Origin of the sequence: Pseudomonas sp. TNT3 (genome assembly GCF_010095445.2) — a bacterium.
Lineage (GTDB): Bacteria > Pseudomonadota > Gammaproteobacteria > Pseudomonadales > Pseudomonadaceae > Aquipseudomonas.
Map to the genome: position 1 here is coordinate 25,413 of NZ_WFGV02000042.1, position 20,419 is coordinate 45,831.

Below are 20,419 nucleotides of genomic sequence, written 5' to 3' on the forward strand. Positions count from 1 at the left end.
GTAGCGGCCGAAGCGGCATCCACCCTGCGTGAAAATTCCATTCGTTATTTTTTCGGCCACACATAACCTCCCTGACTACATCATCAAGGAGGTTTGCCCCATGTCATTGCAGTGCCCTCGATGTCACTCCCCCAAAGTCGCTTCTCTCCATCACGCCATGAAAGTCGGCGCGGCCATCGGCACCGTGGGCGGGGCCGCCCGTGGCGTTAGCGCAGCTCTTGCCGGTGGTCAGGCGGGTGCGCTCATCGGCGCTATCGCCGGACCTGTTGGCATAACCCTCGGCTCAGTGTCGGGTGCCATCCTCGGCGGGTTGGCCGGCGGGGTCGGCGGCTGTGCGCTCGGCGCCCAACTGGGTGAGTCGCTCGATCGCCACGTCCTGGCCCACAACCTCTGCTTGCTATGTGGCCACCGCTTCAACCTCCCGACCTAACCAAGTCAACTTCCCTTCTATTTATTACGTCCGGACGGTGCCGCGCTCTGCGTGGCGCTTTATGCCGGCTGCATCTAAAGGAATTACAACCATGGCTCATCTCATCGAAACTATGGCCTACGCTGGCGAAACTCCCTGGCATGGCCTGGGCAATCAGCTTACTCAGAAGCAACCCATCGAAGTTTGGCAACGCGAAGCCGGCATGGACTGGGCGATCCAAGAAAGCCCGGTGCACTTCAAAGCAGAGCTGGCCGGTCACCTAGGCTCCATCCATTCATTCCCGGAACAAAAGGTGCTGTACCGCTCCGACACCAAAGCACCACTGTCGGTGGTCTCACAGCGCTATCACACCGTGCAGCCGCGTGAGGTGATGGAGTTCTACCGTGATCTTACAGAGGTCTCCGGATACGAGCTGGAGACTGCGGGGGTACTCAAGGGCGGTCGCAAATTCTGGGCGTTGGCACGTACCGGACAAGACGCTGCCCTGAAGGGCAATGACCAGGTCAACGGCTATCTGCTGCTGGCCACGTCCTGCGACGGCACCCTGGCAACCACCGCAACACCCACTACCGTGCGCGTGGTATGCAACAACACCCTGACCATAGCCCTGGACGGCACAAGTCGCGCCATCAAGGTGCCGCATAACACTCGCTTCGATCCGAAGGCAGTGAAAAAGCAACTCGGCATAGCCGTCTCCGGTTGGGACGAGTTCATGTACCGCATGCGCCATCTCGCTGAACGCAAGGTCCAGTGGCATGAGGCTCTTGGATATTTCATGTCGGTGTTATGTGAGGTAAATCCGAGCAATCAACTACCGGAGCAACTACCCAACGAACGTGCCCTGCGCAAGGTGCAAGAGCTGTATGAAGGCCGTGGTCGGGGTAGCGAGCTCGAATCGGCACGCGGCACCGCCTGGGGCTTGCTCAATGCGGTGACGGAGTACGTCGATCATGAGCGCCGTGCACGTAGCAATGAGTACCGCATGGACTCGGCGTGGTTTGGTCAAGGTGCGCAGATCAAGCAACGCGCCCTGGATGCAGCCCTGCGTCTCGCAGCGTAACTCTTCTCGTCAATCGCCACGCCCGGTCAGCCTTGTGCTGGTCGGGCATTTTTATGCCTGCAAGGTGAGCACGATGAAAGCAACCTCATTGAATAGTAGTACCCCGAAGCCCCGCCCTGCCCTTCGCCTGGTCAGCACTAAAGAGCTGCCGCGTGAGGACTGGCTCGCCATACGTAAACGAGGCATCGGTAGCTCCGACGCAGGCGCGGCGGTTGGCCTCAACCCGTACAAATCGCAGTTGGAGTTATGGCTTGAAAAGACCGGTCGCGATGCCACGTTACCGAAAATAGATCCTCATGATGAGGAGAGCCCAGCCTATTGGGGCAATGTGCTGGAACCCATCGTCGCTTGGCACTACAGCAAGCGCACCAAAAACAAGGTGCGACGGATCAACGCCGTGCTGCAGCATCCGAATCCAAAATTACCCTGGATGCTCGCCAACATCGACCGCGAGGTGATCGGCGCAGACGACGTACAGATCCTCGAATGCAAAACCGCAGGCATAAATGGGGCACGCCTTTGGAAGGACGGCGTCCCCGAGTACGTGAAGCTTCAAGTGATGCACCAGCTCGCCGTCACTGGCAAGCAGGCCGCGGATGTGGCGGTACTGCTGGGCGGTCAGCACCTGGAGATCCATCGCATCGAGCGTGACGAGCAGATGATTACTCGCCTGATCGAACTGGAGCGCAAGTTCTGGACCTACGTGGAAACCGATACCCCGCCACCGGCCGACGGTAGCGCATCGGCTGAAGCAGCTTTGCGCTGCTTGTACCCAGAAGACAACGGCCAGACCGTCGACTTCAGCAGTCGCGCCGGTTTAGCAGCGGCCTACCTGGAACTCAAGGCCGTTCGCCAGTCCATCGGCGAGAAGGAAACGCGCGAGGCCCAGCTCAAGCAGATACTGCTGCAGGCCATGGGCGAGGCCACCCGAGCGGAGTTTTCCAGCGGTTACATCAGCTGGAAGAAATCCAAGGACAGTGCCGTACTCGATGTCCAGCGCCTATTGAAAGAGAAACCCTACCTACAAGTTCGCTACACCAAAACCAAGGAAGGCAGTCGACGCTTCCTGATCAACTGACTCCGTTATCTCACACCTCCCTCCCCTTGGCCGGTCCACGCAGTTCGCGCTATGTGGCTGGCCATTTTCCTTTTTAGGAGAACCATCATGTTGAAAGGATTAGCCCTGACACCCCCTGTGCTCGGACGCATCTCCATCGGCAAAATCGTCGAGAGAAATGGCAAGCGCCTGCCGGAGAAAGATGATCAGTTCACCATTACATCCCAGGTGCAAAGTAGGGATGGCTGGCTACTACACCCACTCAACGACGAACTGCGCCAGAGCAAGGAAGACAAGCTGCGCAGTATTCCTGTGCGCCTTTTGTTCAACGAGCCTGAGCTGAATTTCCGGGCCGACTACACCCTATTCGACCGACAGTCTGGACGGCCACTGTGCGTCGGCAATGGCGAGACCTGTAAACGTGTCACGCAGGACGGTATTCAATCACTGCCCTGCCCCTCGCCGGATGTTTGTTCATTAGCCAAAGGCGGAGCCTGCAAGCCCTATGGCAGGTTGAACGTGCTGATTGGTGATGACGATCCGCTGGGCAGTTTCGTGTTCCGCACTACGGGTTTCAACAGCATCCGTACCCTGGCTGCTCGCCTGCATTACTTCCAGGCCATCTCGGGCAACCGGTTGGCCTGCCTACCGCTGGAGTTGCGTCTGCGTGGCAAGTCGACACGACAGAGCCATGGCACACCAATTTTCTACGTCGACCTGACCGTGCGCGGCGGAATGGACATCGCAGAGATGCTGCAGTCAGCCAACGAACTTGAGACCCAACGGCAATCAGCGGGATTTGATCAGGTAGCGCTGGATGAGGCGGCACGACGAGGCTTTAGCAACGGCGCGTTTGAGGACAGCGAGGAAGACCGCGGTGCTGTGATTGAAGAGTTCTTTTCGAGCCCGGATGCAACTGCCACCACGGAACGATGCAAAGCACTACAAACCAACTCCAACGCTCTGGCCGACAAGCTCGAAGCGCTCGCCACGCAAACCCATTGACCTGATACCTGCCTGACTTCAGGAAGACTTCGGAGACCCGAAATGGCCCTACTACGATTTCTGCTTTGCCTGTTTGCGTTCATTGGCGCGCTGTCGGCAGCCGGTACGTTGGTCTTAAGCATTGTTTTGATGTTGCGCTTCCCGCCACTGCTGGTCGCCGTGCTGCTGGCGTGCTGGATTCTGAATCGCCTGCTCAAGATATTGAGCGCATCGATCCAGATCAATCCCAGCAAAAACACTGCCACGTAACGGTGGCCAAACAGCGCATAGCCACACTCACCCATTAGGAGAATGAACGATGATCAGACAGTGTTTGATCTGCGACTCCAAAGCCGTCCTCACCCTGGAGGCCGCAAGGGGCATTGCCTTGCTGCTCGGCCTGGCCGATGGAGCAGTACGGGGAGCTCAAAACACGCAAGAGAGCCCGCAGGGTCGTCCCGGTTATGGCTCACTGCTGAATGGGCTGGCCGCTATAGCTCCAGCCTACCCATCAGCGCTGCGAGTTGCTGACGATGTCGGAAAGTATCAATTCTCGGGGTTCGATTGCTTATGCCTGCGTTGCGGCGCGCTATTCGACGAAGAGGCAGCGGAGCCAGTGCCTCCGGCGCCGTGAAACAGCTACTCAGCCACGACCGAGGCGCTCAACGAGCCCTTCCACCATGCCCATGACGAGCGTACGGTCGCTCATGTCCAACGTCGACAGCAGATCGTAAAGCCGGCGCGCCTGATCTTCCGGTCGTGAACTTCCCTCGGTCAGCAAGTCGGCTGTCTCACAACCAAAAATGCCCGCTAACTCCACCAATCGCTCGACGTTGGGCATCACGATCCCGCGCTCGATACGCGACACCGCCTCACTGCCAATCCCAAGCCTCTCGGCGACCTGCTCCTGACTCAGCTTGCAACGAACACGCTGGCGAGCAATTGCTTGGCCCACCAGCTCCGCCAGTTGCTTCGATTCGGTTTTTGACATGCCACCCTCCAGTTCAACCTGGATAGTTGGCGATCAACCTATTGACATGAAGGACCTCTCAAACCGAGACTCACCCCAAAAAGTTGATATTCGACTTTTTCTCCAAATCACTACCGTTGCAGGGAGCTCAGAAAACCATGATCGTCGTAATCGGCCTGAATGAAGCACAGATCGAGGGGCTCGTGAAAAGCAAAGCGTCTTTTGAGATCAATGGCCTCAGGGGCAATTTCATGGCAGGTATCAGACTTGTTGAAACCAAGATTGAAAGCCAGGGGTTGAAGTGTCGAGTCAAAAGCGACGTGAAAAGTGCTGTGGTACAGGGTGGCGCACTCGGTGCTGTATTCACCGTACTCACCACACCTGCAACACTGGCTGTGGTAACTCTCGGGGCCGTCGCAAGCGTGGGACATGGGCTAATCACCTACAACCCCGACTACGAAATTATCAAGGATTATGTTAATAAGCGGCTCAGGGTCCTCTACAAAAAATAGCCCCGCTCAATCCCACTGTTACCAACAGCGAAGCTGGTCCGTTCCGCTGCGGGTTCGCTTGTTCCATCACCGGTCGTTTAACGACCGGAACCTATTTCGCTCTCACAATGAACGACAAATTGGAGTTACCTCATGAAACGGATACTCAGCATCCTGCTGCTTGCTCTGTGCGCCAACGCCAGCGCCGCAGTCGACTACACGTGGACCAGTCTCGCCTTTCCGGACGAGACCACAACCAGCGGCCTCCCCGAAGCTATCCCGTGCATCTACAAGAAAGCCAGCAATGGACAGCCCATGCTGAAATGCACGTGGTTGGAGATGACCCGCAATGTGCTCATTTGGGACGCGCAGCGCCAACATGATGTGCAATATGTCAATCAGGTAAGTGGCCAGTGCCTGCGCGGCAAGTGCCGGATAAGCAATGCGATGGTGGGTGAGTGGAAGCAGGATGGTTTGTTCACACTATCGATCTGGTATCGCATCGGCACCAGCACCGACGGCAAGCCGGTGGCCTACCGTGTCGATACCTCTCGTCAAGTGTCGTACGCCGATGCCGGTTCTATCCTGTACCAGTTCTACCTGGATATTGGCGTCCCTGATAATCAACTCGCTCCCACTTTCGACAAGCGTTATGAGGGTGGCTACGCAGCTTGGCAAGCACAAAAAGGAGGTACTCAAGTATCGGCTGTAAAGTCACCTGCCACCTCGCCTCAACCCAAACGGCCGGAAGTCAAAACCGCCTGGTGCAACCCACGTATGGATGACGATTGCTACATCAACAACCAGAAGGTGCCATTAGCTGAGCTGGGCAAATGGTTGCCCGACATCAGCGAATCAAATGCCGACCAGCTAGGCGGCCACTGCGAAACCATCCTCTGCTTCGACAAGGATGATCAGCCAATGGGCTACCTACTGCAGTAACGTTCCTGAACCTCCTTGGCACAGGCGAGTGATAGGGGGTGTACGCCCCCTATTGGTTCCCGTCCTTATTTTTTAGCAAGCCAGCAATTCCGACCGTGCAGATAGACGCGCTCGATCATCAGTATCTATTTTTGGCTGGGAAGAGCTGACCAGTTTGGTCCTCAGCACCGACTTCCTCCACAGCCATGCTGACCATCGCCATAGTGTTTGGTTGCTGCCTTGCATAGGTAGCTTGACCGACGAAAGAACTCATCTATCCCCACGTAATCCCTACGGGTCAAATTGTGCGTAGTCCCCCTAGGAAAATGAACCAGGCCACGTACATCAGCCACCTGCAACCGAAGAGCCCTAGCCCAAGCCAACTCAATGCGGTTGTGCATGTTGTTACACTCAGAGTCGATACCTCCAATCGAACGATAGGCATCACGATTGAGAAATACAATGCAATGGTAGTGAGGTCGCCCGTTCACCCTGCCAAGTTCTCTGACCCAGAAAATCTTCACTTTTGAGTCATGAGCTGATCTATTACGGTTTCGAGCACGTTGACGGTCCCAGACAATTTGCTCATCCAACGACGCCTTAAAATTCCGAATCATCTGATTGGTCATTGCATCGGCAGGTAACGGCTTTCCCTGCGGTAGCCTCAAGTCAAATCTGAAAGCGAATACACGAGAATAATCACTCAACGCGTACTTCATAGTTTGGTAGAGCTTCTCCAAGTACTGCTCAACAAAGGGACCTCTATCCACCATGAGGGGGTAACCATCATAGGTAGCGTCGTGCCAGTAACGGAGGTTCGTGTTGCCGGGAATACGTTTAGGTTTAAATGAAACGCTCATTACAGTATGTCCTGTTGGGTTAGGCTCATACGGAATGCAAGTTAGTTAATTTTTAACCATGAGTATTTTCTGGACAATTCTCAGAAGACTGGTTGTATCGATGCGTATCAAAGAGATGGAAGCGTAGTACCTATTACCCGAGGAGCACTTCTTCAGCTCTAACAGAGCATCCGGAAAAAAGCCCGAACAAATACGGGCGCTTTTGCCTTTTTCATGAGCGAATTCACCCTAGGAAATTATCACTCTTCCAGCCGGCCCTATAGACGAAGAAATGTCTCTTTGATCTATAGTCTAGGGCTCCACTACACGCACTCACTGCTGTGATCCTAAGGTTTCCATGAAACTCATCAATACCTACGAAGACCGTGACGAGGCAGAGGAATAGTTCCGCCCGAAACTTGCATTGAGTCATTCAGGATATTTCGGGGATATCAGTCGCCGCTTCCGAATACCTGAAATCTCTGACCTGCCACCAGCACTCAAGCTTCTTGGCCCATTCGGAAATCATCTTCCCGTCAGCACCACGATGAAGCGCTTCATTCACCTCATACGCCCAGGTTGCCAGCTGTCTTTGCAGTTGGGGTGAAATGCCCTGCTCCTGCCAGACTCTATCAAAATCAAAGTTTTGTCCCAGTTTGAGTGCAAGAACGGAGATAGTGTAAACCGTTATATTGCCCTGGAATGCAGGAAATAGAGGTCTGATTACCTTCTGAGCGGACTTGAACAGAATGGCCTTTGCAATCATGTCCTTAAACTCCTTCTGATCCGAAATCACATCCTCTCCGGTATTCTCCCGCTCTCCCAACTCATCCATAAAGGCCTGAAAGTTCTTCTGACTGCCTAACCCTACCACGTGTGGTTTCTGCTCCCATGTAAACAGAAACTTCGCCAGATCCGGTTTGGTGATCTTGCGATAGGGTGGAATGGCTATCTGCAGCTTTTTCTTTTGAACAACCGTTGTCGCTTCTTTTTCTAGCATCACCTTATAACTACCAGCGGATCGCTCATAGAACCAGCGTCCCACACCATCCGGGCAGTATGTGCGCATTGAAAGCTTTTCTAGCTCGCGATGAAATGGCTTGTTTGCGGAAAGATCGGATTGTTTTACGACGTTCTGGCTATTGGCATAGCGAGAAATGTTAGAAATCAGTTCCTCGTCATTTCCCTGACCATTTCGAAGCACAATGATCTTCGCAGGAACTCGGACGCTGCTCAGATCTATGTCAGGATTTTTTTTCTTGGCGAAATAGATGGATGCTGTCGTCTGCCCGCCGTTGACGATTTGCATACCCTGAAGCCACAAAATACCCGTCGAACCATCAGCGGCACGATCCAGCTTGGCCGCATCGGCTACAACCACGATGCCATTGTTGTAGGCCATGAAGCGGTCCGGATTGTTCCGCAAACTGTCCCGAATCCCCTTGTTTACACCTCTGCTGCCAACCCCCAGAAACGAACGCACATTTGCTTCGAGAATGCGCGGCCCGTACTTCTCGTAGAGAAAGCGCAGAGCCTCACCTGGTATTGCAGTCAGGGCATAATCGTATTCGTCGTCCCCAGCACCGGGAACCCATACACTCGGCAATGCCGTACCGCAAAGGTCCTGAAAGTTGACCACTAGCTCATCCCGTGGCCGGCCCTGCTGCCAATGGTTGAACAGACGGTGAATGTCCATGACTTCAAGGCGTACCTGCTTGCCCTCGATATCTTGGGGCGCATAGTTCCTTGTCTTAACCTGACCATCGGTAATTACGAAAATCCGGATGCTATCCAGCGTTTTGAATATACGTTCAACTTCTGTGACAAGCGGATAAGCCTCGTTGGTTTCATCAAGCTCTTCTGAAAGCTTGCCCATGGCGCAAAATTTGAGAAAGTGCAGACCTTGCTTCGCCGCTCTGCCAATTTCAGGGTCCGGGATGTCTTCAATGTCCTCAAGCCCCTTATAGAGACTCACGAACAGATCCAGTCGATCAGGATTCCCCTGTTCGTCGGTAGTGTCCGAGACAGAATAGCCACTGATTTTGACCTTGTAAGATCCGACCTTGGCACCATAGTGGCAGACCGTAGGCTCAAAGGTTATTCCCTCATCGGCCATATGCGTCATCACATGTTCAGTAAATAGGGCCTCTGCAGGCACAGGAGCTTCCCCCGGTGCAACATCCTTCACAATTTCCTCTCGAATCGATGCCTGCGTGTCCCGCAGAAAATCCACAAGTTCCATCAAACGACTCCAAGTTGCTCAAGCACATCCGCCAAGGGATGGTTATCGGCGAGTATTAATGCAAGATCGAGCTCGTACTGCGCTCGGCGAATGGCTGTTGGGATGCCGAAAGGAGTCAGCCTCGGAAACTCCCCATCAACGAGATGCACCCTTAACTCGCTGAGCGAAAAGCGACGACTGTAGTTCTCTGCCTGCATGTCCAGATACCCCGCCTGATGAAGTGCCTGCTCGAAAAGCCTGGTCGCTGCGGGATCAGGCTCCAGCAGACAGCGCAAATCCGCTACAGACTCGGGAAGTGACATTCCAGAGTCCGTCGATCCGAAGCGAAGTGCTGCAAGGAAGAGTGGGGGACATTGGGATTCGTCGAGTTGATCCAGGGAGGCGATCCTCACCGGAAAGCCTTCCGTTGCCATTGTGGACTTGACCTCTATCGCCCCCGTACCAATTTGAAAGTCATGAAGCCCGTCGAGTGGCCCTTTCCACCCTTGTACAGCCGAGAAAAGCAGCACGCCTTCATCAAGCAGTTTACGCAGCAGACAGAGCTCACCCACAAGCCCCAATTCGGCTTCGGGCCCCAGCCCTTCCCGTCCTTTTCGCATAAATTCCTGCCACCCGCGCACTCTTCCAAGCAGTCGCTGATACACAAGTTCTTCGGTACAGCCATTGGCGGACTCCAGTAGTCCGCATACATCAGAGACAACAGCTGCAAACAGCTCCAGGCTACCTTCAGGTTGACGGACGATTGCAAGCCAATGGTAATCACCTGCGGCCTCCCCCAGCCCGACCCTTTCAATGCGAAATCCCTGCCCCTGAGGCAACTGTGAGGTCGGCGCCATCCTGCAGTTCGCAAAACCGACCAGAACAGCCTCCTCATTGCCCGGCGCATGCCTAGCTGCCTTGATCCTGATTGTTGCTCTCTGAAACAGATCAATCGACCGCCATCCCGGAGCCGACGCGTTGCCGGGGAGGGCCCGCCAGATACCAAGCAACTCGGAACTACTCACTGCCGCCATTACTGTTGCTGCTCCCACATGAGGTTAGTGACGACATAGGGCACAGATTTACCCGCATTGCTGGATGGAAAGCTGATTGCAAATGCGACGACAGGCAGATCAACTCCCGAGACTTTAGAGTCCTCTGGGTCAAGAAGGTACATAAGCAAAAGCCCTCTTTCGGGATGCGGTGCTACTTGACCACGTCCCTGACCACGAACACGTCTGATATAAGGTCCGCTTGGCATCTCGGGCAACTCCTTGCCTCTGGAACGGCCGGGGTCGGGCTTCCAGTCCGTCCGAGTCCACTCAAGAGCGGCATTCCACGACGACTCATCAAGGTCCAGGGCTTCATCCTTAGGAGAAAGCAGACGACCGATCGAGTACTTGTGGTCAGCCTCCTGAGACCTGTTTATTCGCTGCATTCGCTTTACCGCAAAGCCTGCAACATCCTCGGTGCCGGCAACCCCCCCCCCGATAACGGCAACTGTCCAAGAGGTAAGCTCTCCCGACCGGCTCATCTCCTCAATGAAGTTCGCAAGCAGGTCACTTCTCACTTTTCGGGAGTCCGGGTGCGTCTGATACGCCCTCAGAAAGTCGACGACGGGCTGTGCCGGAATACCATTCCAGCTAACCCCGCTCCAACTATCGCTCCGACCGTTTCGGCTCTGCGGAGAGATCGATGATCCCTTGCCCATGGTACTTACAAGAGAGTTGAAAGCCGCGATATTCTGTTCGAGCTGGGTGGCGTCCTTGAAGAAGCTGACCGTCTCGACAATGTCCCCACTGAAAGACAGATACAGTGTTTTGGCGGTCCTCATTTTCAGGGGTGAGGTCACCATCAACACCGGGTGAGAGACGACCTTGAGGCCATACTGACGTGGTGTCAGCCCGCTATCTCTCATGAAGTCGAATTCGGCTCTCAACTCTTCCGCTGCGTCGGCAATGTGCTCGAACCATTCAACCAGATCCGGCGTGGTGTAGAGGCGACATAAGTCCAAGTAACCTGGCCGATAGCCGAACCACCGTCCCATCTGCATCAACGTGTCGTACATTTTGGAAGCCCGAAGAAAATAGCTAACACACAGGCCTTCAAGCGTAAGTCCTCGGGCCAGCTTGTCTCCTCCAATTGCAATGACCTTCAGCCCAGTGGCGCTGTCTACATAGTCCAGCGCATCCTTTGCAGTACCATTGATCATGCGCACATCGATCTGCTCAAGCAGATCAGGTAACGCTCGCTCTATCTCGAGCCAATCGTCAGCTTTGCACCGAGAGCCCTCTCCCTCCTGCTTTTCAATTTCGTGGCTTGTCGTCCGGATGTCTCTGTCCCACAGACTGCAGAGTTCAGCCAGAACGCCTTCATGGTCGATGCGCCTCCTGAGCCGCTGCTTCAACTGCATGATGTAACTGCGAACTTGCCCGTGTACATGCTGCTGAACCAGGTTGAATCGCGTGACGTGTACTAGCATCGAGCTGTGTTCGCCCCCCTGCCCCCGCAGTTGACGAATGGTGCATGCCAGTACGAATGCCTGTATTGCCTCGACCAGCGAAGGAGGCATGACGTCGGAAGGCACATAACTGCTTTTGTGGCCGACAGGCATCCAGCCGCCCTTTCCGTCAGTGGAGCAGTGATCCGTGACTGGACGAACCAGATCGAGAGTGCCGATGCGTCCATTCTCCCCCGCCAGTCCGAACACCCTTGACGGGCCGATATAGCTGGATGGCGCGGACAGATTGGTGATGAATGCTGCCGGGAACAGATCGGGCCCTTCCTTTACCGTCTCTCCCTGCTCGTGGATATAGATGTTTGCAAACGGAGTGGCCGTATAACCGATATAGGCCTTTCTCGAGAAGGAGTGCAGTATCTGGCGAATCAGGCTGTTAATAGCCGTGGGTTCATGTTCGAGATCAGGCTGTCCGTTTTCGTCTACAACCTTCTCACCGGTATCCACCGATGCATGATCCGCTTCGTCATCAACGATCAGCAGAGGGAGATGGGTTACCAGTGGGCGACCGGTTTCCGGATCCGTCGTTTCTGCAACATGCTTGTGAATCCATTTCAGCAGACGCTGCAGAACCGTCTTGTTCTTCTTGACGACGAACAGCCACGGTTTCTGTTCCGGCGAGACACCAAGATTTCTCACAAACTTGGTGTTGAAGTCCCCAGTCTCGGTCCTGTTGGTAACGTACTGGGGACGCAACGCAGGAGAGGGGTCGATTTTTCCAACTCCGATGGCTACGTTTCCCTCTCCCTCTATGGGGCTGGTTTCATAGCCAAGAAACCCCTCATCCAGTCGCATCTGAGTCTGGGAGCGCAGGTTGTTGTGAAGCCCTGCCAGCACGATTATGATTTTGTATCCAGCATCCGCCGCCTTGCAGATAAGCCCCGTATAGTTCCCGGTCTTGCCGGACTGCACGTGGCCGACAACCATGCCTCGACGATCCCAGGGGCCTTCACGCCCAGGATCCTCCAGCATAGAAAGAACATTGTCGGTGGTTTCATCGAGTGCTTCCACAGCACTCCATGGCAGCTTCTTTTCCTGCCACTCTCTGTACCGGCGCCAGTAACGCCACTCCTTCTTGACCTCGCTGGTCAGCCAGGGGACATGCCCGGCCATGTCGACAAGAGAGGAGTCCTTGCCAACCCAGATACTGAACCTTCTTATGAGCTCATCAGTGACGGCCTCGCGATCCAACCCCTCGGCCTTGTTCGGCATGATCTTAAGCACCATGTCGATTTTTTGCGAAATGAGTGCAGGGGTAATCGCCAACTTGCCCTGCTCGTCCACAATCATCTCTTGGACAAACTTAACCACACTCCATTTGTTGTCTTCGGACATTCGTCGCAGCTCCTTAAAAATTGTCGGGCAGGGCATCCACCAATGAAGGAAAAGCATGGAAAGGCTCCGTTGTCCGAAGCTGCTCCCTGGCAGAAGAAGCGGAATATCCTTTCTTCTCGATCATACTGCGGTACATGACCATCAAGACCTCATTGACCTCACTCGACGGGGTCTTCTCAAAGCCTGTGCAGGGCGTATCCCTGTTTTCCGCCGTATCGATCCATATCCTCTGAACAGGGACCGTTTCCTCTATGACCCGCAACATCGCTCTGATCTGCGGAAGCAGCCCTCCCGCATCATCTAGTACGTCTCGTATCGCGGGGTGGTCACTGTCTATCCGGTATCGTATTCCACTGGTGAGGCGCTCGACCTTCCAGGCTTCGGCAACCTGTTTATTTCCAAGCAAAGTGGGCCGGCCTCTGTGGGCGAAGGCTCGGCGCGCACGTCCACGCGTAGCTTCGGCAAGACGCGTCAGCCAGTCTCGAAGATAGACAGGGGGTCTAGCTGTGGACTTGCGGATGTCGATCTTCCAATCGGCGTCTGCAGAGTTGGGTATATCCAGACGAATTCTTGCCAACCGGTGAGCTTCGTCCTTTGTCCAAGACCTACCGGTCCCCAGACCCAGCCAACTGCCTGCAACGAGAAGGCGCTCGTTGCGGTAAACATAAAATCCCTGCTGGGCCGTCCAGCCTTCAGGGCCACCCAGCACTTCAAAATCCTCGCCAGAGAGCATGTCCTTGTGCGGCAAAACATGGCATTCGGCTTCAATCCCCTTGAGTGTCGGGTGCTTGAATACGGGAGGGTTGTAGGGTTTTCCCGGATGGTCCGTCATGAAGGGATCCCAGGGTTTTACCGGCTGTCCGTTGAGCAGAATTCTGAGACGTGGTCGGGTTCCTTCTAGATACCTGTGGAACACCATTCCAAGATGCTGCTCGACCTTGTCGGCCAAGTTCAAAAAGTCCTGAACAGTACTTCCCGGAGTAACGATCCGATCCAGCTCCTCCCACAGGACCAGAGTCCCGCGACCGGCTTCAGAAAGCGGCTCTACATACCCTTCGGAGCCGGGATGGGGCCCCTCCAGCAGATGCCAGCCGCCATCGGAGCTGTTTGCAAGATAGTCAAGGTCCCAGCGCAGAGCTTGCATGCCATCCGCGCCAATAGTCGCCACGGTTAGTCTGCGGCACTGTGAAAAAGACGCCGTCTTGAGGCCCAGCCCAAAGCGACCAAGATCGGACGCTGCTCTCTCTTCAAGAGGGTTGCGCTCACCAAGCCTCATTGCCAGATCAAGTCCGGCAGCCGACATTCCGGCGCCGTTGTCCAAGCAGGTAATTCGACTCTCTGTCTGAGCCCAGACGAACTCGACTCTGACTTCCGAGGCGCCCGCTGCAACGCTGTTGTCAATGATGTCAGACAGTGCTGTCTGCGTGTTGTAACCCAGCCCCCGCAAAGCCTCGACCATTGCACTGGCCTTGGGCGGAGCATTTCGGCTCTTGAATGTTTGTGACAAAATAACGCTCCCTGTCGTGCCTGCGGTGGTGGGTTAAAATCTACTTCGCGTTTTTCCGCTTCGAACGATCCGGGCAACAACATCTGCAATCTGCCGAGCCAAAAGCGGCGGAACCGCATTACCCACTTGATGGAACTGTTGTGTTCTATTGCCCAAGAAAAAGTAGTTGTCGGGGAAAGTCTGCAGTCTTGCAGCCTCGCGAACAGTCAGACTTCGGCACTGCCTAGGGTCGTAATGAATAAAATAGTGACCATCCTTAGCAATGTGGCTAGTTATTGTCGTGGAAGGAATACCTGCTCTCTGGACACGAAAACGGTCACTAAACTTTCCGCTTGTCCAGTTCTTGTGATCCGGCGCCAGCCCGGGAAGGTTGAAGTTCTGGTGCCCCTTGGGCGAGTTCCTGTACGTCTCGGCAAAAGCGGCAGCGTAAACATACCTGCGCAGATCGGAGCTCATGTGCCCCCTAGCCTCGTGATTAAGCCAGTACTTCAGTCTCGGGTCATGCAGCCAGCTATCGAGAAGGGTTCCCGTCACTCCATTACGGGCGTTTTTTTTCAGTACCCGCAGCCCGCCAGCGTTCAAGTCGCGACCGTCATAACTGCTGGCAAGAATGCCAAGCCTGGTTGCCAGCGCAAGTCTTTCAGGTGTCTCACTCACTAGCTGAAGGCACTCATGATTCAGTTCCTTCAAATGCTGGCGCACTATGTCCGCCCACGCATCGGGAGAGTCTTTCAGCTTGGTAAGGGTGCTGCGCAACGGCGGCAGACAACCAATTATCTGATCTATTGTTGGCCCCGAAACAGGGGACAGCTTGTGATCGCCAAGTGCATCTAGGTACTCTTCCGAAACCCCGAGAAGTATCACTCGATGCCTGGCCTGGGGAACGCCGTACTCCTCGGCCCGAATGATGTAGTTGCTTGGTTCGATGCTGTCCGGATCTGCTCCACTTTCGTAGACGTCATCGGCGACGAGAGAACAGATTCTGTACTTAGGACCATTATCGCTTTCTCCAAACGCCGCATCCGGGTCTGCAAGGTCTCGCAAAATCTGAGGGAACATCGGCTCGCCAGCGACCTGTGATGAAAGAATGCCTTTCACGTTTTCCATCACGAAAACTGCAGGCCTCTTTTTCTGAATGATTCTCAGGTACTCGCGATAGAGGAAATGTCTGTGATCATTTTCTGCACGATAATCCACCTTCCCACGATTTCTGGCTCGACCTACTATTGAATAGGCTTGGCATGGAGGTCCCCCAATGAGAACCCATGGCCTAGTTTCATCGAGACGGCTTGCCAGCATTTTGTCGAGTCCGGTGTTGCCCGCTTCGGTACCCAGCTCCAGCAACTGTGCTTCGTTGTCGGCATGTCTCCAAGCCTCAAGACTCTTGGCCGTATAGGGCTCAGGAACATCTGCCGTTTCACAAAAGTTATAGTAATCCTCGAGGGCTTCGGGTTGTTCACTCTTCAGCAGACGATAGAAGGCCCTGAGCCGGAGAGTGGAACGCGCGGAAACCTCCATTTCGGCCGATACCTTGATCTCGAAGGTGTCACCGTTAATGTCCGAATGAGAGGAAAAGCCCTCCCCTAGACCTCCGGGGCCAGCAAAGAGATCTACAACCTGAATGGGATAGGTACGACTCATGAAACCACGCTATTTTGAGAAAGTACGAAATGGATGTAGTTGACCGCGTCACGAGATCCCGAATGATGTCCGGAATCAGGGGAAAGGACACCAAACCGGAACTGGCTGTCAGGCGATTTCTGCATGCACATGGTTACCGCTTCCGACTTCATCGCAGGGACCTGCCAGGAAAACCGGACATTGTACTGCCTCGACTGAAAGTCTGCATTTTTGTGCACGGGTGTTTTTGGCATCGCCATACCGGCTGCAAGTACGCAGTTTTGCCCAAAACACGCGTCGATTTCTGGACAGAAAAACTAGAATCTAATGTGGATAGAGATCGCAAGGTGATGCATGAGCTGCGCAGCAACGGATGGTGCGTTTTTACAGTATGGGAATGTGAGCTCAAAAATCCCGAAGAGGCATTGCGCGCACTGCTCGAACGCCTGAAGACTCTGGAGTAGCCGCACTCGAGGGCAACGGAGATTAACGCCCTCACAAGGCCTCATCCAAAACGAGCAATACGCCTGCAACCCACGGATGGCACACCCAGCCACCTGATTGGTTTTTTTTCAGATAGTGGTTCAGAGATCCCGATAGAATTTTATTGATATCCGTCACGTGATACCCCAACACGAGTTCCGCGTGAGCAGCTCGATCTCCCGGATTGTCTGCAAAGTATCGCAGGAGACCTAGGGCTACCGTGCCGAGCTTGGCGGTGCGCTCTACAAGCACCCTCTCTTCAGGCGATCTTGTACTTGCAGGCGGAGGAAGGATGGACTCTTCATTCCAAAGAGTGCTGTCAAAAGGCCCAACTAAACTTGGAATAACTGTGCCTTTTTCCAGAGAGCGGTAGGTGCCGATAGCTCCCTGAATTTGGCCCGCAACGGCCCTCAGGTCCATATCGTCTATTTCCGGAATCTGTATCTCATCTGTTGCCGTCCAGTCCCAATCCTGCAGACTTTCATCTTCGGCAATTGAATCAACTTCTATATCTGGCTCAGAGGTACCAGACGCATGGTCTGAATTCACTGAACATGCAACAGCGCTTGATATTTCGCTGCAAAGTAATTGGGTCTGCAGCTGCCTGCTTAAACTTATGGAGTCGTATTTCTCGCACAGGAAATCCACTAGCAGCTCACGTGCGTCCTGCTCTAGCCCCACGAACGCAAGGGAAGAAACTGCGCGCACAACCCCATCAGGCAGGTTATCTTTGAAAAGCGCGCGAAGAAGCTCAGAGCACTCCTCTCTTCGCGCTGGAAGGGACTTTGGCACCAGATGTGCGACAAGCAATCCCCACTCAGCCCTATCGAGGCGCTGATCGTGACCTGAGATGTCAATCTCGTTTTCGACGTGAATGCAACCGTCCTCTACTGGCCACAGCCGCTCTCTGTAGATAACGGCAAGCTGCCGCCCATCGATCTGAAGAGGGCCTGTAATGCGGTCAACTTCCTGCCCGCTAGACATCACCCTTACCGTCACTTCCATATCCCTATCGCCTAATCGATAAGTTAGCAACGCCCGGCATCCGAATGCTGGCCGCATGCCGCATCATGCCTAGAAAGAATGCTATTTCCAAGAAGAGTTGATTCCGGCCGGGGCTGAAAAAAGCCCTCACGGGCTCGAACATGAGATCTGCAAGCGCGCGTGGGAGAGTTCAGCGAAAACGATACGGCGTTGTATGCCCACCTGGCATCTCCATTCGGCAGGTATGGGAGATTGCCTCGCCACGATGAGATCGGCTTTCGTCTCGTACTAAAAGCGCTTCATCAAGTAGAATTACTGCGTAAAAAACCCTTGCCACACAGGAACAATGTTCCCAATATTACTCACGGCAACGCAGCACCCTAAAGTGACGGAGCAGGATGACATGACACTCAAAAAACAAGCCAAGCCTACTGAAGCACTTCTGACCTTCGAGGTTTTTTATAACGGCGAGCTGTTTCAAACCGTCGAGTTTTCCAGCCTCCGCAAGTGCAACAACTGGCGTGAAAAGAACCTAGAGACACCGTTCCTTTATGTGATCAAAACGCCTGACTGTAACCGTGAGAGCTGCATTGAGCTTTCCAAGCGCTACTTCTTAACCAAACACCGCGTGTACCCAGATCTATTTGAGCGCCCTGAGTGGGACGTCGTGACCGAGGCAGAACTGCAACAGCTTGCAGAGACTCGCATTGTGCGGGAAACCCGCGAGCGCACAGGGGTACCGCTTTCTGTCCAAGTTGGCGGCGGTAAATACGACGTCACCATCGTTCACTTTGACAAGCCAATGCGTGACCGCGTTGAGATCATCAAGGGCGACCTGAGCCGCGAAGAAGCTTACGAATTCATTCGCCACTACGGCACCGATGTCGTTACAACGGTAGTGACACCAACCGAAGACGAAATGAGGCCAGTGACCAAAATGAATCAAACCGAGCGCCAGCAGCTGATCCTTAACACGTTGCTAGACACCATCAAGCCAGAAAAAACTGGCTGGCGAGAAATTATCAAAGCCATTGAAGCGCTGAACGTAATCAAGCCAGACGGCTGGTTGGAAGTACGCGACGTGCTTCAATACGCCATGGATCAAGGTCGCATCGCTCGCCCTAAGTTCGATCCGTATGCCAACGACGAGTATTACTTTGCAGTCACCCCCTCTAACCCTGCCAACACGGAAGCTGAGGAATAAGCACACGTTGACGTGCTCGTAGAGAGGAAGAACTGATGACGAGCTTTGGTGTGTATTGCATAAGGGAGCTCGTCAAGAAGCGCCTAAGAGCCGGGGGCCTAGCGCTAGAGCATCGCACAGCTGTTGCGTATGAATCCCCGGCGCATAACAGCCAGCGGCACAAACTTCCCCTCATCGGGGGGTTCCGGTAAATACCACTCACCCGGGTATACGGGATACGGGACTAACGACATGTACCCTCGAAAGCCAGACGCCTCACTGCACGACCCGTCCCCGGCTTACCTGCGTGGCCTTCTGGAGACCGCAGGCATCACCCAAGAAGCAGCAGCAACTGCACTCGGCATCACGGACCGGGTTATGCGCTACTACTTGAGCAGCCAAGAGTCGGCCACCTACCGACCAGCGCCCTATGCAATCCAGTACGCACTTGAGCAACTGGCTGCGTACGCTGCGAAGAAGCGAAGCGTTAAACGCGCTTGAACTTGGGAGGGTCGCCAACTTCCGCATTACTCGAGTGGTAGCCAAAGGCAGGTAGCATCATAAGAGACGGCTAACCCGTTCACCCTTCCACCCCCAGCCGAGGTTAACCCTATAATTTGGTAACGCAGAACCTACATGGGGGGACAAATGGGGGGACAAAGCAAAATACAACGAAGAAAACCAATAAAACAAGGCAAAAATCGATAAACAACGCCGCCCACAAGCCGGCTTTTTAATGCCTGAAAGAAAATAACCCCCTTGTCTAAAACTCTGAACAAGTGGTTGTGAAACAACAAAGCGATTACTAACTTAACGAAAAATGTCACTACAGGTTCCCCCTCCATGGCTTCTAGATGGCTGCCTCCTCACGAGGTACCTCCCGACAACTTCCCCAAATGCCATGTATCAAATGATGAACTCAGGCAGCTTCTTGAGGCTAAAACGCTGGAGATCAATCCCAAGACTCCATCAGAGTGAACTCTGGAATAAGTTCTGATCACGGATAACTAAACCCTTTCACCAACGTCAGCTCCCCCACCGCCCGCATCGGCACCAGAAACGTCTCCATCTTTTCGTTCGGCGTCCCCTCTTCCGTTATCACCGTCACCTGCGCCGTCGTCAGCGGCTGAACCGCGTCTTCCTGCCCGTCTTCATCACTGCGATAACCGCCCCCGAAGTAGTTCACATACACCAGGTACTGCCCCTTGATCGGTGCAGGCATGGCGAAGATTTCCGGGCCGTAGCCGGTCGTGACGTCGACATCGAGTGCGGCGCCGTTGGGGGCGACGCGGTCGCCGTACCAGATGTGTGCGCCGTCGGGGGTGATCAGGTGCAGATCCAGGTCGGTGTTGTCGCTGTCCCACGCCAGCAGTACCCGTAATTTGGCCGGGGTGGCGCCGCCGCTGCTATTGAGGAATTGCGTGCGACGCCGTTGCTGGCCGTCCGGACTGCGGACCTCAACGCTGTTGCTGCCGTTGGGGAATGAGAACGGCCGATCAAAGCGGCCGGCGTCATCGATTTTCAGAGGCATGCTGACGCCGTTGACGATCAGCCGTCCCGGCTCAGTGGACTTGGGCGTGGTGTTGATCTGGCCGGTGATGCGTGCCGTGTTGGCCTGGCCTGCCGGGGTGTTGACCGATGATGCAGGGTAGTTGACGGTCTGGCGGAAGCTTTCACCTTCCCCCTCGACGGCGCCGGTGCGCCATCCACCGACGGGGGTGTCGAGTTTGACGGCGTTGTCGGCGGCGTAGGCTGTGGTGCCCACGCAGAAGGAGCAGAGGAACAGGAAGACCTGTGGATAACGGAGTTTCATGGC

Annotated in this window: 19 protein-coding genes; 10 read left to right on the forward strand and 9 right to left on the reverse strand. The window is 54.6% G+C overall.

Annotated features, from left to right (window positions below; all coding sequences use genetic code 11):
* Positions 1-100: 100 nt before the first annotated feature.
* From GBC55_RS21815 to GBC55_RS21835, 5 genes are all read left to right on the forward strand, one after another.
* Positions 101-430, forward strand: a complete 330-nt coding sequence (locus tag GBC55_RS21815; RefSeq protein WP_162439604.1) for a hypothetical protein — start codon at positions 101-103, stop codon at positions 428-430.
* Positions 431-521: 91 nt separating this feature from the next.
* Positions 522-1,490 (forward strand): DUF932 domain-containing protein, encoded by a 969-nt coding sequence (locus GBC55_RS21820; protein WP_162439605.1) that lies wholly within the window; start codon positions 522-524, stop codon positions 1,488-1,490.
* 73 nt (positions 1,491-1,563) lie between these two features.
* Entirely contained in the window at positions 1,564-2,568 is a 1,005-nt protein-coding gene (locus tag GBC55_RS21825) for a lambda-exonuclease family protein (RefSeq protein ID WP_162439623.1), read from the forward strand.
* 87 nt (positions 2,569-2,655) lie between these two features.
* On the forward strand, positions 2,656-3,552 hold the full coding sequence (locus GBC55_RS21830; RefSeq protein ID WP_162439624.1) for a hydrolase or metal-binding protein: 897 nt from the start codon (positions 2,656-2,658) through the stop codon (positions 3,550-3,552).
* Between the two features lie 42 nt (positions 3,553-3,594).
* Positions 3,595-3,801 (forward strand): hypothetical protein, encoded by a 207-nt coding sequence (locus GBC55_RS21835; RefSeq protein ID WP_162439606.1) that lies wholly within the window; start codon positions 3,595-3,597, stop codon positions 3,799-3,801.
* 373 nt (positions 3,802-4,174) lie between these two features.
* On the opposite strand, the gene GBC55_RS21840 is transcribed toward GBC55_RS21835, so the two are convergent.
* On the reverse strand, positions 4,175-4,522 hold the full coding sequence (locus GBC55_RS21840; protein WP_162439607.1) for a helix-turn-helix transcriptional regulator: 348 nt from the start codon (positions 4,520-4,522) through the stop codon (positions 4,175-4,177).
* Positions 4,523-4,659: 137 nt separating this feature from the next.
* On the opposite strand from GBC55_RS21840, the gene GBC55_RS21845 reads away from it, so the two are divergent.
* Together GBC55_RS21845 and GBC55_RS21850 are read left to right on the forward strand one after the other, a co-directional pair.
* The gene (locus GBC55_RS21845) at positions 4,660-5,013 is read left to right on the forward strand and encodes a hypothetical protein (RefSeq protein WP_162439608.1); all 354 of its coding nucleotides are present in this window, start codon (positions 4,660-4,662) and stop codon (positions 5,011-5,013) included.
* 132 nt (positions 5,014-5,145) lie between these two features.
* Positions 5,146-5,934 (forward strand): hypothetical protein, encoded by a 789-nt coding sequence (locus tag GBC55_RS21850; RefSeq protein WP_162439609.1) that lies wholly within the window; start codon positions 5,146-5,148, stop codon positions 5,932-5,934.
* Between the two features lie 161 nt (positions 5,935-6,095).
* Here the strand turns inward: GBC55_RS21850 and GBC55_RS21855 are convergent, their stop codons facing one another.
* The 6 genes from GBC55_RS21855 to GBC55_RS21880 form a co-directional block, all read right to left on the reverse strand.
* Complete coding sequence (locus tag GBC55_RS21855) at positions 6,096-6,773, reverse strand: inovirus-type Gp2 protein (protein WP_162439610.1); 678 nt, start codon at positions 6,771-6,773, stop codon at positions 6,096-6,098.
* A gap of 412 nt (positions 6,774-7,185) precedes the next feature.
* On the reverse strand, positions 7,186-8,994 hold the full coding sequence (locus GBC55_RS21860; protein ID WP_162439611.1) for an AIPR family protein: 1,809 nt from the start codon (positions 8,992-8,994) through the stop codon (positions 7,186-7,188).
* Positions 8,994-10,007 carry a PD-(D/E)XK motif protein gene (locus GBC55_RS21865; protein WP_162439612.1) on the reverse strand — a complete coding sequence of 338 codons (1,014 nt, stop codon included), beginning with the start codon at positions 10,005-10,007 and terminating at the stop codon, positions 8,994-8,996. Before GBC55_RS21865 ends, GBC55_RS21860 begins: the two co-directional genes overlap by 1 nt.
* On the reverse strand, positions 10,007-12,826 hold the full coding sequence (locus GBC55_RS21870; protein WP_162439613.1) for a Z1 domain-containing protein: 2,820 nt from the start codon (positions 12,824-12,826) through the stop codon (positions 10,007-10,009). The genes GBC55_RS21865 and GBC55_RS21870 overlap by 1 nt, the downstream gene beginning before the upstream one ends.
* Positions 12,827-12,839: 13 nt before the next feature.
* A complete protein-coding gene (locus GBC55_RS21875; protein WP_162439625.1) occupies positions 12,840-14,285 on the reverse strand; it encodes an ATP-binding protein in 1,446 nt (481 codons plus the stop codon).
* 81 nt (positions 14,286-14,366) lie between these two features.
* Positions 14,367-15,974 carry a DNA cytosine methyltransferase gene (locus tag GBC55_RS21880; RefSeq protein ID WP_162439614.1) on the reverse strand — a complete coding sequence of 536 codons (1,608 nt, stop codon included), beginning with the start codon at positions 15,972-15,974 and terminating at the stop codon, positions 14,367-14,369.
* Positions 15,975-16,003: 29 nt separating this feature from the next.
* Here GBC55_RS21880 and GBC55_RS21885 point away from each other — a divergent pair, with 29 nt between their 5' ends.
* Complete coding sequence (locus GBC55_RS21885; protein WP_162439615.1) at positions 16,004-16,417, forward strand: very short patch repair endonuclease; 414 nt, start codon at positions 16,004-16,006, stop codon at positions 16,415-16,417.
* 31 nt (positions 16,418-16,448) lie between these two features.
* Here the strand turns inward: GBC55_RS21885 and GBC55_RS21890 are convergent, their stop codons facing one another.
* The gene (locus GBC55_RS21890; RefSeq protein WP_162439616.1) at positions 16,449-17,441 is read right to left on the reverse strand and encodes a hypothetical protein; all 993 of its coding nucleotides are present in this window, start codon (positions 17,439-17,441) and stop codon (positions 16,449-16,451) included.
* A gap of 382 nt (positions 17,442-17,823) precedes the next feature.
* Here GBC55_RS21890 and GBC55_RS21895 point away from each other — a divergent pair, with 382 nt between their 5' ends.
* Together GBC55_RS21895 and GBC55_RS21900 are read left to right on the forward strand one after the other, a co-directional pair.
* Positions 17,824-18,624 (forward strand): hypothetical protein, encoded by an 801-nt coding sequence (locus GBC55_RS21895; RefSeq protein ID WP_162439617.1) that lies wholly within the window; start codon positions 17,824-17,826, stop codon positions 18,622-18,624.
* Between the two features lie 231 nt (positions 18,625-18,855).
* Positions 18,856-19,104: a hypothetical protein gene (locus tag GBC55_RS21900; protein WP_162439618.1), complete on the forward strand. Its 249-nt coding sequence runs from the start codon at positions 18,856-18,858 to the stop codon at positions 19,102-19,104.
* A 496-nt stretch (positions 19,105-19,600) separates the two neighbouring features.
* Here the strand turns inward: GBC55_RS21900 and GBC55_RS21905 are convergent, their stop codons facing one another.
* Positions 19,601-20,416, reverse strand: a complete 816-nt coding sequence (locus tag GBC55_RS21905) for a DUF2135 domain-containing protein (protein WP_162439619.1) — start codon at positions 20,414-20,416, stop codon at positions 19,601-19,603.
* Positions 20,417-20,419: the final 3 nt, after the last annotated feature.

Bases quoted from the DNA above. Each gene is read 5' to 3' on its own strand.
- GBC55_RS21870 (WP_162439613.1), bottom strand. From the start codon at position 12,826: ATGTCCGAAGACAACAAATGGAGTGTGGTTAAGTTTGTCCAAGAGATG.
- GBC55_RS21855 (WP_162439610.1), bottom strand. From the start codon at position 6,773: ATGAGCGTTTCATTTAAACCTAAACGTATTCCCGGCAACACGAACCTC.
- GBC55_RS21895 (WP_162439617.1), top strand. From the start codon at position 17,824: ATGACACTCAAAAAACAAGCCAAGCCTACTGAAGCACTTCTGACCTTC.
- GBC55_RS21820 (WP_162439605.1), top strand. From the start codon at position 522: ATGGCTCATCTCATCGAAACTATGGCCTACGCTGGCGAAACTCCCTGG.
- GBC55_RS21890 (WP_162439616.1), bottom strand. From the start codon at position 17,441: ATGGAAGTGACGGTAAGGGTGATGTCTAGCGGGCAGGAAGTTGACCGC.
- GBC55_RS21825 (WP_162439623.1), top strand. From the start codon at position 1,564: ATGAAAGCAACCTCATTGAATAGTAGTACCCCGAAGCCCCGCCCTGCC.
- GBC55_RS21845 (WP_162439608.1), top strand. From the start codon at position 4,660: ATGATCGTCGTAATCGGCCTGAATGAAGCACAGATCGAGGGGCTCGTG.
- GBC55_RS21840 (WP_162439607.1), bottom strand. From the start codon at position 4,522: ATGTCAAAAACCGAATCGAAGCAACTGGCGGAGCTGGTGGGCCAAGCA.
- GBC55_RS21875 (WP_162439625.1), bottom strand. From the start codon at position 14,285: ATGGTCGAGGCTTTGCGGGGGCTGGGTTACAACACGCAGACAGCACTG.
- GBC55_RS21865 (WP_162439612.1), bottom strand. From the start codon at position 10,007: ATGGCGGCAGTGAGTAGTTCCGAGTTGCTTGGTATCTGGCGGGCCCTC.
- GBC55_RS21850 (WP_162439609.1), top strand. From the start codon at position 5,146: ATGAAACGGATACTCAGCATCCTGCTGCTTGCTCTGTGCGCCAACGCC.
- GBC55_RS21835 (WP_162439606.1), top strand. From the start codon at position 3,595: ATGGCCCTACTACGATTTCTGCTTTGCCTGTTTGCGTTCATTGGCGCG.
- GBC55_RS21830 (WP_162439624.1), top strand. From the start codon at position 2,656: ATGTTGAAAGGATTAGCCCTGACACCCCCTGTGCTCGGACGCATCTCC.
- GBC55_RS21815 (WP_162439604.1), top strand. From the start codon at position 101: ATGTCATTGCAGTGCCCTCGATGTCACTCCCCCAAAGTCGCTTCTCTC.
- GBC55_RS21880 (WP_162439614.1), bottom strand. From the start codon at position 15,974: ATGAGTCGTACCTATCCCATTCAGGTTGTAGATCTCTTTGCTGGCCCC.
- GBC55_RS21885 (WP_162439615.1), top strand. From the start codon at position 16,004: ATGGATGTAGTTGACCGCGTCACGAGATCCCGAATGATGTCCGGAATC.
- GBC55_RS21900 (WP_162439618.1), top strand. From the start codon at position 18,856: ATGTACCCTCGAAAGCCAGACGCCTCACTGCACGACCCGTCCCCGGCT.
- GBC55_RS21860 (WP_162439611.1), bottom strand. From the start codon at position 8,994: ATGGAACTTGTGGATTTTCTGCGGGACACGCAGGCATCGATTCGAGAG.
- GBC55_RS21905 (WP_162439619.1), bottom strand. From the start codon at position 20,416: ATGAAACTCCGTTATCCACAGGTCTTCCTGTTCCTCTGCTCCTTCTGC.